The 16,517-nt window shown below is 71.6% G+C and carries 9 protein-coding genes; 7 read left to right on the top strand and 2 right to left on the bottom strand.

What is annotated here, in order from left to right:
* Positions 1-46 precede the first annotated feature (46 nt).
* Positions 47-2,140: a fibronectin type III domain-containing protein gene (locus tag Vqi01_RS09935; protein ID WP_204034427.1), complete on the top strand. Its 2,094-nt coding sequence runs from the start codon at positions 47-49 to the stop codon at positions 2,138-2,140.
* A 54-nt stretch (positions 2,141-2,194) separates the two neighbouring features.
* Here Vqi01_RS09935 and Vqi01_RS09930 read toward each other — a convergent pair whose 3' ends face one another.
* Together Vqi01_RS09930 and Vqi01_RS09925 are read right to left on the bottom strand one after the other, a co-directional pair.
* The gene (locus Vqi01_RS09930; protein ID WP_204034426.1) at positions 2,195-2,827 is read right to left on the bottom strand and encodes an HNH endonuclease family protein; all 633 of its coding nucleotides are present in this window, start codon (positions 2,825-2,827) and stop codon (positions 2,195-2,197) included.
* Between the two features lie 150 nt (positions 2,828-2,977).
* The gene (locus Vqi01_RS09925; protein WP_204034425.1) at positions 2,978-4,291 is read right to left on the bottom strand and encodes a COG1470 family protein; all 1,314 of its coding nucleotides are present in this window, start codon (positions 4,289-4,291) and stop codon (positions 2,978-2,980) included.
* Between the two features lie 156 nt (positions 4,292-4,447).
* Here Vqi01_RS09925 and Vqi01_RS09920 point away from each other — a divergent pair, with 156 nt between their 5' ends.
* From Vqi01_RS09920 to Vqi01_RS09895, 6 genes are all read left to right on the top strand, one after another.
* Complete coding sequence (locus tag Vqi01_RS09920) at positions 4,448-5,071, top strand: response regulator transcription factor (protein WP_239098293.1); 624 nt, start codon at positions 4,448-4,450, stop codon at positions 5,069-5,071.
* A gap of 114 nt (positions 5,072-5,185) precedes the next feature.
* On the top strand, positions 5,186-8,905 hold the full coding sequence (locus Vqi01_RS09915; protein WP_204034424.1) for a VWA domain-containing protein: 3,720 nt from the start codon (positions 5,186-5,188) through the stop codon (positions 8,903-8,905).
* Between the two features lie 5 nt (positions 8,906-8,910).
* Entirely contained in the window at positions 8,911-9,537 is a 627-nt protein-coding gene (locus Vqi01_RS09910) for a Pvc16 family protein (RefSeq protein ID WP_204034423.1), read from the top strand.
* 3 nt (positions 9,538-9,540) lie between these two features.
* Positions 9,541-11,598 carry an AAA family ATPase gene (locus Vqi01_RS09905; RefSeq protein WP_204034422.1) on the top strand — a complete coding sequence of 686 codons (2,058 nt, stop codon included), beginning with the start codon at positions 9,541-9,543 and terminating at the stop codon, positions 11,596-11,598.
* 242 nt (positions 11,599-11,840) lie between these two features.
* Positions 11,841-12,593: an eCIS core domain-containing protein gene (locus Vqi01_RS09900; protein ID WP_204034421.1), complete on the top strand. Its 753-nt coding sequence runs from the start codon at positions 11,841-11,843 to the stop codon at positions 12,591-12,593.
* 272 nt (positions 12,594-12,865) lie between these two features.
* Positions 12,866-16,516: a hypothetical protein gene (locus tag Vqi01_RS09895; protein ID WP_204034420.1), complete on the top strand. Its 3,651-nt coding sequence runs from the start codon at positions 12,866-12,868 to the stop codon at positions 16,514-16,516.
* The last annotated feature ends 1 nt before the right edge of the window (position 16,517 follow it).

Genomic DNA, 16,517 nt, shown 5'->3' with positions numbered 1-16,517 from the left:
CACCCGAGCCGAACCGCCGGCGTGCCCTACGCGCCAGGAGAGAGACATGAAGGCGAGACCCAGACTTCTGCCGGTCCTGCTCGCCGTCGCCGTGGCCTTCGGGCTCACCCCGGTGACGGCCGGACGGGCCGCGCCCACCGGCTCAGGGAAGATCGCCGATCGGGGCTTCGGCGACCTGCGCAACAGCTTCGCGTGGTCCATGGCCTGGTTCAAAGGGCGGCTCTACGTCGGCACCGCCCGCAGCCAGGTGTGTGTGGAGAAGGCCACGCTGGACTTCTACTACCCGAACCGGGGGTACTACAACGTCGAGCCCAATCGAGAGGTGACCTGTCCGAGGGATCGGTACGACCTGGACCTGCGCGCCGAGATCTGGGAGTACACCCCGGAGACCCGGCGGTGGCGGTTGGCCCTGCGGTCACCGGCCGACCTGCCGAATCCGCGGGCCCGAGGAAAGTTCGTCGCCCGCGACATCGGCTTTCGCGGCATGCAGGTCTACACCGAGCCCAGCGGCAAGCAGGCGCTCTACGTCTTCGGGGTCACCGCGAACGAGTACATTCCCGAGCTGGCGGCGGTGAGCCCGCCACGCGTCCTGCGAACCACAAACGGCCAGAAGTTCACCCCGTTGGCCGGCGGGCCGGGCATCATCGACACCCCGTACGGGCGACGGCCGGCCATGGGCTTCCGCGCCACCGCCGTGCACAAGGGTCGACTGTTCGCGACCGCCACCAGCGGCTTCACCGGCGACGGTGCCGTCGTCGAGATCAAAAAGCCGTGGAGCGAAAAGCCACGGTATGAACAGATCAGCCCGGCCACGCTCAGCGTGTTCGAGATGAAAACGTTCAACGGGAAGCTCTACGTCGGCGCGGGCGACGCGCGTACCGGCTACTCGGTGTGGCGGACGAACGCCGCCGACAGCTCCCCCACCTTCACGCCGGTGGTGACCGCCGGCGCGGGACGGGGTTGGGAGGTCACCTCGGTCGTGTCGATGCAGGTGTTCAAAGATCGCCTGTACGTCGGATCCAGCGGCTGGTACTCCGCGCTCTTCCCGGCCTCGGAACTGATCCGGATCAACCCCGACGACAGCTGGTCGCTGATCGTCGGCAACTCCCGCTCCACCAGTGACGGCACGTTCCGGCATCCGCTCAGCGGGCTGCCCGACGGATTCGGCAACATCTTCAATGCCCACTTCTGGCGCATGCAACCACACGCCGGGGCGCTGTATCTCGGCACCAACGACTGGAGTCACATCCTGCAGACGTTGCCGGTGCTCAACCGGCGCCTAGCGGGGCAGTTCGGCTTCGACGTGTACGGCAGCTGCGACGGGCGATCCTGGTTCACGGCGACAACGAACGCCTTTGGCGCCAATCCGTACCACTACGGCGTCAGGACAATAGTGTCCACTCCGGCGGGCTTCTTCCTCGGCAGCACCAACGACATGGCCGGCGCCGGCGTCTGGCGCGACCCGGCGGCCTCGCCGTGCGCCGCGACGCCGAGCAGCGCCACCGCCACGACGTCCGGTGCGCCGCGTACGGCGACGGGGCTGACCGCCTCGGCCGGCCGCTGCGGCACGGTGTTGAGCTGGGACCGGGCGCCCGCCACCACGAGCTACACCATCGAGCGCGCCGAGCTGCAGCGGGTAACCGGCGTCGGCGTCGCGCCACCGCCACCGTCGCCCAGTGGCTTCCGGCCGCCGACCCCGCCCAACCTGGTCCCGGGCGCGTCCGGGCGGCCGTTCTCGATCCCGGGTTCCTTCGAGGTCGTCGGCGTGTCGGCCGGCACCACCTTCACCGACCGTACCGCCGTACCCGGCACCGCCTACCTCTACCGGTTGGTGCCACGCGGCTCCGGATCGGGGCTCGCGGCGACCGCCGGCATCCTGCCCCAGGCCGAGGCACCAGCCCCGGCGGTGCTGCGCACCGAGGTGCTGCGGCTCGTGCGGCGGGAGCAGTTGAGCCGGTCGGTGGAGCAGCGGTTGATCGAGCTGGCGGAAACTCTCACCGGTAAGGAACCCCGCTACGCCGACCTGCGGACGCTGCTCGACGGGCCGGCCCTGCGACAGGTTCGCGACTCGGCCGCGCGCGACGACCTGTCCCACGGCGCGCTGCTCGGGCAGCGACACCACGCGGCGCGACGGTGCTGACGCAACGGCCGTGAGTGGGGCGGTGGACGATCCGCGTCCACCGCCCCACTGTCGTCAGCAGGTGTTCAACATGCTGGCCAGCGCCGATTTCTCGGCGCTGTCGACAGAGAGCGCGTAGTACCACTTCACCTGGATCCAGGCCCGCGCGTAGGTGCAGTGGAACGCTGCCCGCGGCGGTTTCCACGCAGCCGGGTCCTTGTCGCCCTTGGACGAGTTGACGCTGCCGGTGACCGCCCACAACTCCGGGCCACCGAGGTCGTTGGCGTAGGTCTGGCGGTGCGCGGTGCTCCAGGCCCAGGCCCCGGAGCGCCAGGCCTCGGCGAGCGGCACGACGTGGTCGATGGAGATCTCGGCGGGGCTGGTACGCGTCAGCCCGTCGTACGGGCTGTACCAGGACCCGGAGGTCGGGTAGCAGTTGGCGTCGACGATGACGTTGCTGCCATCGCGTTTGAGGACCTGTTCCCGGGTGTTGCAGGTGCCGGTGATCGTGATCCAGTGCGGGAAGAGGTCGCGGCTGTAGCTGGACTGGTGGGACTCGGGGGCGACGGTGAGCGAGTTGAGCCGGCTCACCGCCGTGCTGTGCGAGGGGATGTTGGGCGGGGTGGCCTGGGCCGGTGCCGGGGCCACGAGGACGGACAGGGCGACGGCGGCCGCCGTAGCGAGGGCCACCTTGGGTACGCGGGCCACTGAACGGCTCCTTGCTGTCGCCTGCCACGGCGGGCGGGGGCCGCGCAGACGGCATGGCAGCGACGACACGAATTCTCGCAGACATAGTGATCTTTGGATCGACTCGCGCGGCAAGCCTCGGTGAACGCCGGTTGACTACAGCAGCCGCTCTCAGGGTGCCGGGGTGCGGTTGACCGTACGGATGTAGCCGTTGAGCAGGGCGAAGTCGCGGCACTGGCCGCCGCCGCCACCGACCCCGTCCAGCGCGGTGCCCGCCTGCCGGCAGTTGACCCGCAGGCTCACCACCGCACCGGCGGGAACCTCGATCGGGGACACCACGTGGTAGTCCAGGTCGCGGAAGTTCTGCAACGCGACGGTCTGCACCGTCGTCCCGTCGATCACCAGGTCGAGGCGCCCCTCGTCGCCCTGCGGGTTCTGCAGGAAGATGTCGGTCAGCACGAAGACCCGCCGGGACGGCACGGTGTACTGGTCGGTGCGGGTGGCGCGGGTCGGCGCGGTGACGGCGAGCCGTCGGCTGAACGACCGGGCGCCGGGTGGCAGCCCGGGCACCCCAACCGACGGGCTGGCGCTGGGGCTGGGGCTCGGCGAGGCGGGCGCGGCGCTGGCCGCCGCCACCGCCTGGTCGGCCTTGGTCTGCGCCTCCTGGGCTCGGGTGTCGGCGGCCCGGGCCTGCTGGGCCACCGGAGCGACCTGCTCCTGGGCGGCTTCCTCGGCGAGCGACTTCACCGTCGGCCGCAGCAGCGCGTACCACAGGCCCGCGCCGAGCAGCGCGAGCACCAGCAGCGCCGCCACCACCCGGCCGATGCCCTGCGGGAGCACCGGCTCCTGCACTGTGGCGGCATCGAGCCGGGACGGCGGAAGGTCGTCGGTGACCACGTCGACCTGGAACGGCAACGTGACCGGTTGGCCGCGCCACAGCAGCTTGCGGGCACGGGCACGGACCTGCACGAACGCGGCCTCACCCGGAGCGACGGTCAGTTCCGCCGGGCGGATCGCGAAGACGAGCCGGTTGTTCGGGTCACTGCCGCTCAATGCCATGCCGAGCGGAATGTTGCCGACGTTGGCCACCGACACCTCGTGCCGGCCGGTACGCCGCCCGCGTGAGGTGCGCGGCAGGATCTCCGGCGTCACCGCCGCGAACGGCAGCACCCGTACGGTGGCCTCCGGCACCACCTGCGCGTCCGGGCTCTCGGCCGGGGTGACCCGCACCGCGAACGGCCGATCCCCGGCCACCACCTGCGCCGAGCGCGGCGGCTGGAAGCGGACGACGGCGGACCCGCTGTCGCCGGGATAGACCGTGACGACGGGCGGCTCCACGCTCGCCCAACCCGCCGGCTCGCCGAGCACCTCGATCGTGTACGACTCGACGATCGGCCCGGTGTTACGGATCTCAAGCCGGCAACTCGCCTCACTGCCCGGGCCGACCTCGATCAGGTCAGCGTCCAGGTAGGCCTCGGTGCTCATGCTCGGGACTCTAGGATCGACCGGGGCGGTTCAATCAGGCATAGAGGAAGACCTTCGGGCAACGCGTGAGGGACGTTGAGTCCACGTTGACTGCACGATTGGTGCGCGCGGCGATACTCGCCGTGTCGTTCGACTGTGCGCTGCTTGGGGGAGCCAATGCGACGTCTGCCCGTGCATCTCTACTCCACTGACGTGATCTCACGCGCCGGCGTGGTCAGCCAGCTCCGGCCCCGCCCGGAGGTGCTGCTGCTCGACGAGTCCGAAGCGGACCAGGCGGCCGTCGCCGTGATCGTCAGCGACAACATCGACGAGCCGACCCTGCGTACGCTGCGAGGGCTGCGTAGCCGGAGCCGGGCCGCCCTGGTGCTGGTGGTCACCCAGGCCGACGACGCCGGTCTGGTCGCCGCCGTGGAGCACGGCGTCGCTGGCATCGTGCGCCGGTCGGAGGCGAGCGCCGACCGGCTGGTGGCGGTGATCCAGGCCGCCGCGGCCGGTGAGGGCGCGGTGCCACCGGACCTGCTGGGCCGGCTGTTGCAGCAGGTCGGGACGTTGCAGCGGGAGGTGCTCGGGCCGCGCGGGCTGACCTTCGCCGGGCTGGCCGAGCGGGAGGTGGAGGTGCTGCGGCTGGTCGCCGACGGCTTCGACACCGCCGAGATCGCCAGAAAGCTGTCCTACTCGCAGCGGACGATCAAGAACATCCTGCACGACGTGACGAACCGGCTGCATCTGCGCAACCGCTGCCACGCGGTGGCGTACGCGCTGCGCAACGGCCTGATCTGAGCCCTCGCTGCACGTTCGGGCAAACCGCGCTGCCCACAGGCCGGCCCGCACCGGCACGACCCGGGCGGACGCCGGCAGCCAGGGTGGTGGCACCTGTGTCCACGGGGAGGTGTCGTGCGCTGGGGCAACCGCCGCTGGGGAGTAATGGTGCTCGGGTTGCTGGCCGGGCCGGCCCTGGTCGCGCCCGAGCCGAGCGCGACGGCGCCGCCGCCCGCGGTGCCCACGGCACCCGCGCCCGGGGTCGGTTACCGGCTCGGCTACACCAGCACCGAGCGGCCGATCCTGGTGTTCGGCCGGGCCGGCACCCGCGTGCCGCAGCCGCTGCTGACCGAGGCCGAGCGCGGTGACGCCGAGCAGGACGCCGACGTGCGCGCCGGCCGGCTGGTCTGGGTGGGACGCAGGGCCGGCGGGGACGGCGCCGACCTGGCCGGCGGCCTCTGGCTGCGCCGTCCGGGAGCCGCGCCGGTGCGGCTGGTCGGTGGCCCCGGCGCGGTCGCGCACCCGGCACTGTCCCCCGACGGCCGGCGGGTCGCCTTCACCAGCGACCGGGCGGGCAACGCCGACATCTGGGTGGTCGGCACCGACGGCACCGGGCTGCGCCGGCTCACCGACCATCCGGCCGAGGACAGCTGGCCGACCTGGTCGCCCGACGGCACCCGGATCGCGTTCGCCAGCACCCGGGCCGACCTCGCCGGTGACCTCTGGGTCATGCCGGCGGCGGGCGGCGCGCCGACCCGGCTGACCGACGGCCCGGCCGCCGACAGGGAGCCCGCCTGGTCGCCCGATGGTCGCCGGATCGCCTTCACCACCACCCGCTTCGCCCCCGTCAGCGACCCGGGCCGGCGTACGGTGGCCACCGTAGCCGCGACAGGCGGCGCGGTGACCCGCATGGTGCCCGGCCCCGGGGACGCCGCCGAGCCGGCCTGGTCGCCAGAGGGCACCCAACTCGCCTTCACCTCCACCGACGCCGACCCGTCCGGGGATGTGCACGTGCTGCGGGACGGGCGGGTCACCCCGGTGGCCACCGGCCCGTTGCCCCAGCACCATCCGGCCTGGCGGGGTGACGACCTGATCTGGACGGCCACCGACACCGACCGCACCGGCGACGTGTGGAGCGCCGACGCCTCCGGCGGCGACCGGCGGGATCTCACCGCCCGGCCGGGGCGTGACGAGACCGGTCCGGCGTTCAGCCCGGACGGCACCCGGCTGGCTTACAGCGCCGAGCAGCCCGACGGCGGCGCCCGCATCGTCGTCGCCGACGCCACCGGCGCCGACCCGCAGGTGCTGGCGCCGCCGGGCACCATCGGGCAGGACCGGGACACGGACCCGACCTGGTCGCCGGACGGCACGGCGATCGCCTTCACCCGACAGTCGTCGGATCAGCGCCGACCGTCGCGGATCCTGGCCGTCTCGGTGACCGACGGGCGACTGCTCACCGAGGTGCCGATGCCCTGGTTCCTGCGCGGCGCCGATGCGCAGCCGTCCTGGTCGCCGGATGGGCGGCAGCTGGCCTTCGACCGGGATTCCTGGGCCCGGGACAGCGAACTCGAATGGCCCCTCGTGGACCGGCCGGCGCTGCCCGGCACCACGATCGACTTCACCCAGTCGGTGCGTACCCCGCAGATCCCACCCGACCCCGACATCGTCTTCCTGGTCGACGACACCGGCTCGATGGCAGCGCCGGGCGAGGGCGGCGCGAGCGTGATCGGTCAGCTCAAGGCCCGACTACCCGAGGTGATTGCCAGGGTCCGGGAAATCCAACAGGACCCCTACTTCGGCCTGGCGACGTTCAGCGGTCGGGCCAGCCCAACCGGTGCACATGACCCCGACATTTACCTCCCCCGACAGGCGTTGACCAAGGACGACGATGCCATCAACCAGGCGGTCGGGCAGCTGGACGCGAACAGCAACTACGGTACGGAGAACTGGTTCTACGCGCTGTGGCAGCTCGCCGGCAACGTGGGGATCGGTTTCCGGGAGAAGAGCAGCCGGGTGGTGGTGTTGATCACCGACACCTACAGCGTCGACAAGACTTTCCCACCCCCGAATCGGGGCGAGATCAAAGAGGCCGAGCTCATCACCAGGTTGCAACAGGCGGGGATCGCGGTGATCGGCGTCTCCATCACCAGCTCCGGAGGCGAGCTCGGACTCCATTACGACGAGGCAGCCAAGAACATCACCACGGCAACCAAAGGTGCGCTGACCACCGACAGCAACCCCGGGCAGATGATCGAGGCGATCGTCGACGCCATCCGCAAGCTCCAGGTCACCGTGAAACCCAGCGTCACCAGGTGCGACGAGGGCCTCTCCGTCAGCTTCGATCCCGACCCCGCCCAGGTGGATGCCGGCACCCGGGCACAGATCCGGGAAATCATCACCGTCGCGCCGGACGCGGTTCCCGGGTCGGTGCTGCGCTGCACCCTGTTCTTCGACCTCGACCCGGCGCAGCCCAACCGCGACGCCGAACAGGAGCTCATCGTCCGGGTGGCCCAGCCCGGCGCGCCCTTCGTCCGCGTCGACGACCTGCGCGTAGCACCGACCGGGCCGCTGGGCGCGCGGGTGAACTACCAGGCGTCGGCGGTGGACGCCGCCGGCCGGCCGCTGCCGGTGCGCTGCCAGCCACCGCCCGGTTCGCTGTTCCCGATCGGGCAGACCGTGGTGAACTGCACGGCCACCGACCGCGACGGCCCAACCTGGTCCGACCCCGGTCTGATCGTCGTGACCGACCCGGCGGCCCAGGGCCGGCGGATCTGGCTGGCCCGCCTCGACGGCCCCCCCGCCGGCACGTTGACCGTCACCGACCAGTGGGATCTCAGCGCACGGGTGGGCGAGGGCTGCCCGAGCCGCGCCGATGACCGGGCGCCAGCCTGGTCACCCGACGGCAACGGCATCGCGTACGCCGACAGCGCCGGTGACCTGTGCGTGGTACGCCCCGACGGCACCGGCGCGCGCCATCCGCTCACCGCCAGCGACCGCGCCGGCCGTACGGTGACCGATCCGGCGTGGTCACCGGACGGCCGACGGATCGCGGTGGCGCTGCGCCGCGCCCGGTCGGAAGCTCCGGCGAGCGGCGGCTCGGACATCGTGGTGCTGCCCAGCGGCGGCGGCCCGGCCACCCCGGTGATCCGTGAGGTGGGCCGTCAGCCCGCGTTCCAGCGCCTGCCGGTACCCGACCTGAGCCTGACCGTCTCGGTGAGCGGTCAACCCGGCTACGTGGGCGGCGACCCGAGCACCGTCACCTTCATCGTGCGCAACACCACCGACCTGCCGGCCGAAAACGCCTGGCTGGACATCACCGCGCCCACGCCGCTGCTGCCGCTGGTCAGCACCGACGCGCGCTGCGACGCCGAGCGGCGGTTCTGCCAACTCGGCACGCTCGGCCCCGGCACCCAGCAGGTGATCAGGGTGGTGCTGCCCGCGCGGGCGGCGGTCGCCGCACCGGTCGCCGGCCGGCTCACCGCGGCCGTACGACAGGTGCCGGCGGCGCGTACCGCGCAGGCGCCGGTGCGGGTGCTGGCCCCCCGGGTACGCCTCGATTCGGTGATCGGCCCGCCCGGCTTCGTCACCGCGGCGATCGGCACCGACTTCCCGCCCGGGGCGCGGGTGCGGTTGAGCTGGTCACCGGGGATCACCACCACTCCGGACACGGTGACCGTGGCGGCGGACGGCAGCTTCCGCACCCAGGTCCTGGTGCTGCGCAAGGACGTCCTGGGTCCCCGCGAGCTGGCCGCCGAGCGGGTCTCCGGTCGCGCCTTCGCGCCGGTACGCGCGCCCGATCCGTTCCTGGTGGTGCCACGTGGGCTCGGTCCGCCCGCGTTCAGCGGGCGGGGGTGAGGCAATTGATCCACGAGATCGACGACGCGCTGCGCCGGCTGGTGCGTGACGAGGCGCTGCCCGGGTCCGGGGTGGAGATCGTGCTGGAGGCGCCGACGAAGGAGTGGGCGGCCCGCCGCAACGCCCCCACCGTCAACCTCTACCTCTACGACATCCGCGAGGACCTGCGCCGCCGCTCCCGGGGCCTGGTCAACGAGTACGACGAGCGGGGCCAGGTGGCCCGCCGGATCGCGCCGCCCCGCTACGTGAAACTGTCCTACCTGGTCACCGCGTGGACCCAGCGGCCGGAGGACGAGCACCGGCTGCTCTCCGCACTGCTGTTGTGCTTCCTGCGCTTCGACGCCGTGCCGGCGGCCGTGCTGACCGGCTCGGTGGCCGCCATCGGCATGCCGGTGCCGATGACGGTCGCGCTGCCGCCCCCGGAGGACCGGGCCTTCGCCGACGTCTGGACCGCCCTCGGCGGCGAGTTGAAACCCTCGCTGGACCTGGTGGTCAGCACTCCGGTGGACAGCGGCCGCGAGGTGCCGGTCGGGCCGCCGGCCTACGAGGGCGTCGTCGCCGAGGTCGCCGACACCACCACCGGCGGCGAGGCCGACCGCGTCGGGCACCGCCCGGCCCGCAGCGGGAGCTGACGCGTGGTCGGCGAAACTCGGCCGCTGCTGCACCGTCTCCAGCGCGTGGAGCTGGCGGTACGCGCGGCGGTGGCCCGCCGGCGGGAGAGCGACCCGCAGCCGGACGACCCGTTCCGGGGGCTCTACCTCTCCGACGAGGCGGTCGACGCGGCCCTGGCCACCGCCCGCGAGCCGTTCGACCCGTGGCCCGCCGACGCACCCGGTTCGGCCCCGCCGGTCCCGGCGACCTCGACCGTGGGCGACCCGGCCCGGTCCGGCGACCGGCTGGCAAGGCTGGCCGAGGCCGCCGGGCTGACTCCGCTGGACGAGGCGCTGTTGCTGGTGGCGCTCGCCCCCGACGTGGACAGCCGCTTCGAGCAGTTCTACGGCTACCTCAACGACGACGTGACCCGCCGTCGCCCCTCGATCGGCCTGGCGTTGCGGCTCTGCGGGCAGCCCGAGGCGGCCGCGTCGGCCCGGCTGCGGCTGGCGACCGGCGCGCCGCTGATCGACCTGGCGCTGCTGCGGGTGGACTCCCCCGACAGACCGGTGCTCAGCCGCGGGCTCTGGGTGCCGGACCGGGTCAGCGGCTGGCTGCTCGGCGCGGACGCGCCGGAGCCGCTGCTGGTCGGGCTGGCCGCACCGATCACCCCGTCCGGGCCGCCGCCGGCCGACGCGGCACCGCTCGGGCGGGCACTCGACCGGGCCGGGGCCCGCCTGGCATACCTGCGGGAGCGGCCCGGCGGCAGCGCGACGGCCCTCGCGGTGGCCGCACTGGACGGCGCCGGCCGGGCCGCCCTCGCGGTCGACCTGCCCCGGCTGGCGGCCGACGCGCACCCGGCGGAGCTGGCGACCGCGCTGGTCCGGGAAGCGTTGCTCACCGGGGCGGGGCTGGTCGTCGGGCCGGTGCAGGGCGACGAGCCGTGGGCGGTCTGGGCCCGGCTGACCGTCGGCGAGGTGCCGGTGCTGGCGTACGGCACGCAGCCGTGGGATCCCGCCTGGACGACGCGCGCGCCGTTGCAGGTGGAGGTCGCCCCGCTGGGCGCCGAGGAACGGGCGACGGTGTGGCGGTCCGCCCTGCCCGACGGGCTCGCCGACGGCCTCGATCCGGCCGCTGCCACCGCCCAGTTCGTGCTCGGTGCGCCGGCCATCCACCGGGCCGCCTCGGTGGCCGTGCAGCTCGCCACGGCGGCCGGTGAACCGGTCGACGAGACCCACCTGCGGGCCGGCGCGCGTACCCAGAACGCGGCCGGCCTGGAACGGCTGGCCCGGCGGATCGTGCCGGAGGTCGGCTGGGACGACCTGGTGCTGCCGGCCCCGACGCTGTCACTGCTGCACGAACTGGCCGGGCGGGCTCGGCACCGGGACCGGGTGCTGCGGCAGTGGCGGATGCGTCCCGGCGGCGGGCGCGGGCACGGGGTGACCGCGCTGTTCGCCGGCGACTCGGGCACCGGCAAGACCATGTCGGCCGAGGTGGTGGCCGGCAGCCTGGGGCTGGACCTGTACACCGTCAACCTCGCCACGGTGGTGGACAAGTACGTCGGGGAGACCGAGAAGAACCTGGAACGGATCTTCGGCGAGGCGGCCGGGGTGAACGGGGTGCTGCTCTTCGACGAGGCGGACGCCATCTTCGGCAAGCGCTCGGAGGTACGCGACGCGCACGACCGGTACGCCAACATCGAAAGCGCGTACCTGCTGCAACGGATGGAGACCTTCGACGGGCTGGCGGTCCTCGCCACGAACCTGCGGGCCAACCTGGACGAGGCGTTCACCCGGCGCCTGGACGTGGTGGTGGACTTCCCGGTGCCCGACGAGGCGGCCCGCCGGGCGCTCTGGGACCGCTGCCTCGGCGAGCGGGTGCCCCGGGCCGACGACGTGGACCTGGACTTCCTGGCCAAGGCGTTCGAGCTGGCCGGCGGCCACATCCGCTCCGCCGCCGTAACCGCCGGCTACCTGGCCGCCGCCGCGGCTCGACCGGTCGGCATGGCAGAACTCATCGGCGCGGTCGGCCGCGAGTACCGCAAACTGGGCCGCCTGACCCTGGAAAGCGAGTTCGGCCCCTACCTCCCCCTGGCCAGCTAACCCCCCACCCTCCCCGCCCTTCCGCCCTCACCCCTTCTCTTCGTCGATCATGCACTTTTCGTCGGGACAAATGACCGTGGAAGGGACATCTCGGCGACCGAAAGTGCAAGATCGCGCGAGGAGGGGGGACGGGGTGCCTCTTGGGGCAGGGGTTGTTGCCCGTTGGGCGGCGCTGACAGCGCGGCGGGAGGGCCGCGCCACGGTGCACGGTCGAGGGGGACCTGGCGCGGCAGGGGGTAACCATGCGCGGACACCGTGAGTTCGATTCCGAAGCGGCCGTACGCCCGGCGGGCGACCGCCCGACCGGCGCCGACCGGGAGACCGATTCCTTGACGTATGCCGCAGCGGCCACCGGCCGCCCCGACGTGCTCGGCGCGTCTGGGCTGCTCGGCCTGCAACGAGCGGTGGGTAACCAGGCGGTCGGTGAGCTGCTGGAGCCGGAACGCTCCCCGGTGCACGACGTGGTCCGCTCCGGTGGCGGTTCGCCGTTGGCCCCGGACGTGCGGGCCGACATGGAGTCCCGCTTCGGCGGGCAGGACTTTTCCGACGTCCGGGTGCACACCGACGGTGCCGCGCACGAATCGGCGAAGTCGGTCAACGCGCAGGCGTACACCGTCGGGTCGAACATCGTCTTCCAGCGCGACAGCTACGATCCGACCTCGTCGGCCGGGCAGCACATGCTCGCCCACGAGCTGACCCACGTGGTGCAGCAGCGCAGCGGCCCGGTTGACGGCACCGACCACGGCGGCGGAGTCAAGGTCAGCGACCCGTCCGACCGGTTCGAGCGAGAGGCCGTCGCCAACGCCGACCGGCTGATGTCCGCCCCCGCCGCGACCGCCCCCGCCGCGCCCGTGCAGCGGGCCGTCGACCACGGCGGCCACGACCACCCGGTGGCGCAGCGCGAGGAGGAGATGTCCGAGGAGGACGAGTCGGCGCAGACGTACGTGCAGCGGCAGGAGGCCGGCGAGGAGGAAGAGGAAACCCCGGCTTCCTGACTCCGCCGGCCTTTGGTCGCGCCGTTGCCCCATCGGGCAACTTTCGTGGCACTTCAGAGAGGCTGCACGGTCAGTGACCAGTGACTCGAAGTGTCGGACCCTCGTTCTCACGGTGAGGTGTTGCCCGGGCCGGGAGGTGCAGCGTGAAGGCGCCGGCCGAGGAGCGAGGGGCGAAACCCGCTCCGGCACGCCCGGCCACGCCGCCACCGACCCGGCCCACCGACGACCTGGGCGCGACGATTGCGGCAGATCGTCGTACCGAGAGTCGCCCGTTGAGTCCCGCCGTCGCCCAGCGCTTGCAGACGGCAGCCGGCAACCGTGCGGTCTCCGCCCTGGTGGCGCAACGCAGGACGGCGGGCTCGACCGCACGTAGGCCCTCGACCGCCGCCCGGTCGGCGCCCGGCGACCGGCAGCCGAAGACCGGTCCGGCGACATCGTCGCCCGCCTCGGCAGCAGTCCAGCCGATCTCGGCTCCTACGAGTGAGGCGGCCGCTGTCGAGCCGTCGATCAACGTACCGGTGCAGCGCCTGGCTCCCGGCGCGGACGCCGCGACCGGGCAGCGGCCAGGACCCACCGCGGACCCGAAATTCGCGGCGCTGAAGGCGGACGTACGGGGCAAGCAGAAGCTGCTCGCGGCGCATCCGCCAGCGAAGTCGGAGGCGTCGAAGGCCCAGGGTGCCGCGAAGCCGCCGCAGGACGACAAGGAGGCGCAGGGCAAGGCGGCCAACGCGGAGAAGATGAACGCCGCGAAGCCGGGTGAGTTCGACAAGGCGGCATTCGTTCGGGCGGTGAACGAGGCGATCGCGGCGCAGGCGCCGAAGAACCTTGACGAGGCTGACAAGTTCGGTGACTCGGGTAAGGCCGACGCGGTCAAGGGGCAGGTGCAGGGCCAGGTCACCGACGGCAAGAAGACGTCGGCGAACGCCATCGAGACCACCACGAAGGCCCCGCCGGACACCTCGGCGGCGAAGGAGAAGCAGGTCACGCCGCTGGTGGCGGACAAGCCACCCGCGACGCCGGGCACGCCGGATCCGGCGAAGGCCGTACCGGACAAGGCACCGCCGGCGGCGACCGACTTCTCCGACGGGCCGAAGCAGGTCGACCAGCAGATGGCCGACGCGCAGGTGACCGAGGAGCAGTTGGCGAAGTCCAACGAGCCGGAGTTCACCGGGGCGTTGAAGGAGAAGAACGCCGTCGAGCAGCACGCCGCCACCGCTCCCGGTCAGGTACGGGCGGCGGAGGCGCAGACCCTGGCCAGGGCGAAAGCGGCGGCCGGGCAGGCCGGCGCGGCGGCGATGACCACCCTCGCCGGCGACCGTAAGCAGGCCGGTGCGCAGGTCGGGGCGGGCAAGGAGCAGGCCAAGTCCGCCGACGAGGCGAAGCGGGCCAAGGTCACCGCGATCCTGCAGAAAGTCTTCGACGGCACCAAGAAAGACGTCGAGGACATCCTGTCCGGGCTGGACAAAAAGGTCGACGACCAGTTCACCAAGGGTGAAAAGGCGGCGCGGGACGCGTTCACCGCCGAGCACAAGCGGCGGATGGACGAGTACAAGGACAAGCGGTACTCGGGCATCATCGGCAAGGGCCGCTGGCTCAAGGACAAGTTCGCCGGGCTGCCCGAGGAGGCCAACCAGATCTTCGTGGTGGCCCGCAAGGGCTACGTCGACCGGATGCAGCAGGTCATCTCCGGCGTTGCCGACATCATCGGCGCCGAGTTGGGCCGGGCCAAGCAGCGGATCGCCACCGGCCGCGCCGAACTCCAAGCAGCGGTGAAGGGCCTCGACCCCGACCTGCAAGCGATCGGCCGCCAAGCTGCCGCCGACTTCGCCGGCAAGTTCGACGAGCTGACCGAGTCGGTCGACAACAAGGGCACCGAGTTGGTGCAGACCCTCGCGACGAAGTACAACGAGGCGCTCGCATCGGTCGACGAGGAGATCGCCGCCGAGAAGGAGAAGAACAAGGGCCTGGTCGCCAAAGCGGTCGACGCGATCGGCGGCGCCATCAAGACCATCCTCCAGCTCAAGGACATGCTGCTCGGCGTTCTGGCCAAGGCCGCCAGCGCGGTGATGGCGATCATCAAGGACCCGATCGGCTTCCTCGGCAACCTGGTCTCCGCAGTCGGCGCCGGCCTGAAGGCGTTCATCGCCAACATCGGCGAGCACCTGAAGAAGGGTTTGGTCGGCTGGCTCACCGGCGCCATGGCCGGCGCCGGCCTGGAACTGCCGGCCAAGTTCGACCTGCGCGGCATCGTCATGATGATCGGCTCCCTGCTCGGCCTGACCTGGGCGTCGATCCGGGGCCTGATCGTCAAGCGCGGCGTGCCCGAGCAGGCCATGAGCACGGTCGAGAAGTCCGTGCCCATCGTGCAGAAGGTGCAGTCGCAGGGCCTCGGCGGCATCTGGGAGGAGATCAAGGAGAAGGTCGGCGACCTCAAGGCCAACCTCTTCTCCAAGATCAGCGAATATCTGATCCCGACCGTGCTGATGGCTGGCATCACCTGGATCCTCAGCCTGCTCAACCCCGCGTCGGCCTTCATCCGTGCCGTGAAGATGATCATCGACTTCGTCACGTTCATCATCACCCAGGGCGCGCAGATCATCGAGTTCGTCAACTCCGTCCTCGACGCCATCATCGCCATCGCGGGCGGCGGCGCGGGCGGGGTGCCGGCGCTGATTGAGAAGGCCCTGGCCCGGTCGGTGCCGGTGCTGATCGGGGTGCTCGCGGCGGTGCTCGGCGTCGGCGGCATCGCGAGCAAGGTCAAAAGCTTCTTCGCCGCCCTCGGCAAGCCGGTCAAGAAGGCGGTCCTCTGGGTCGTCGACAAGGTCGTCGGCCTCGCCAAGAAACTCTGGGCGAAGCTCAAGGCGAAGGCCAAGAGCAAGGCCACGAATGCTTCCGGTGAGACGACCACCCCCGACAAGATGACTCCGAAGCAGAAGGAGAAGGTCGCCCAGCAGGCCGCCGACGACGGCTTCCGCGCGATTAGCGCCGTGCCGATCGGCGAGATGCCCGGCGCGTTGGACGGCGTCTACCGCAAGTGGCAGCCGCAGGGCCTCAAAGGCCTTGAGGTCGTCCCCGACGGCAACCACCAGTTCACCGTCGAGGCAAGCGTCAACCCGGTGAAGAAAGCCAAGCCGAAGGGCACCGTGGACCTCGACGTTGACCCGAAGCAGCTCACGATCGAACAGGTCACGGCGACGAGCTTCGCCTCGAGCACCACGGCGGCGAGCGGGGTGTTCAGCGCGGACAGCAAGCCGGCGTTGTCCGACGTGATGCTCAGTGGCGCCAACAAGGCAAAGCTGGAGATCACCGACAGTCAGCAGGGAGCACACGCCGAGGAGCAGGTCGCCAACCATTTCCACCGGGACTGGTCGGACCGCAACGACCTCATCGAGAGCCAGGTCAAGCCGGGGAAGGAAGCACCGGCCAAGCCGTGGTCGTACGTGCGGATGGCATTTGATATCAGCAAGAGCAGCTGCATCAACTGCGCATCGTACATCGTGCGATTCACCCGAGCGATCAGGCAGAAGTCCGCCACTACCAATGTGTCCGTCCGGGTGGCGTCCCTTTACCAGGGCAAGCAGCGGGTCCCCCGCTCCAACATGATCGACTTTGGGGCGCTGATCCGGCTGTTCGTTGAAAAGGGCAAGTTGAAGAGGACCAACAAGCTGGGCCGGATCTGGGGCCGTTTGTCCCTGCACGGAGACACACAGGAACAGGTGACCGAGGTGCGGGGCGGCCAGCACGGCGGCAAGGCGGGTCTGGCGATTCTTCGCGACGCCGAAATCTCCGTGGGCGTGCTCAGCGAAGAGAACGTTAGCGGCGAAGCGACTCCCGCGCAGGAAGCGTTGCTCAGGCAGCGCAATCAGAAACTAAAGGACGCGTTGGCCGAGGTGGAACAGAAGCTGAAAATAAAGAAGGGTTGAC

The organism is Micromonospora qiuiae, assembly GCF_016863555.1.
Taxonomy (GTDB): Bacteria; Actinomycetota; Actinomycetes; order Mycobacteriales; family Micromonosporaceae; genus Micromonospora; species Micromonospora qiuiae.
The sequence above is the reverse complement of the archived record's forward strand: the minus strand, read 5'-3'. Positions and strand labels throughout refer to the sequence as shown.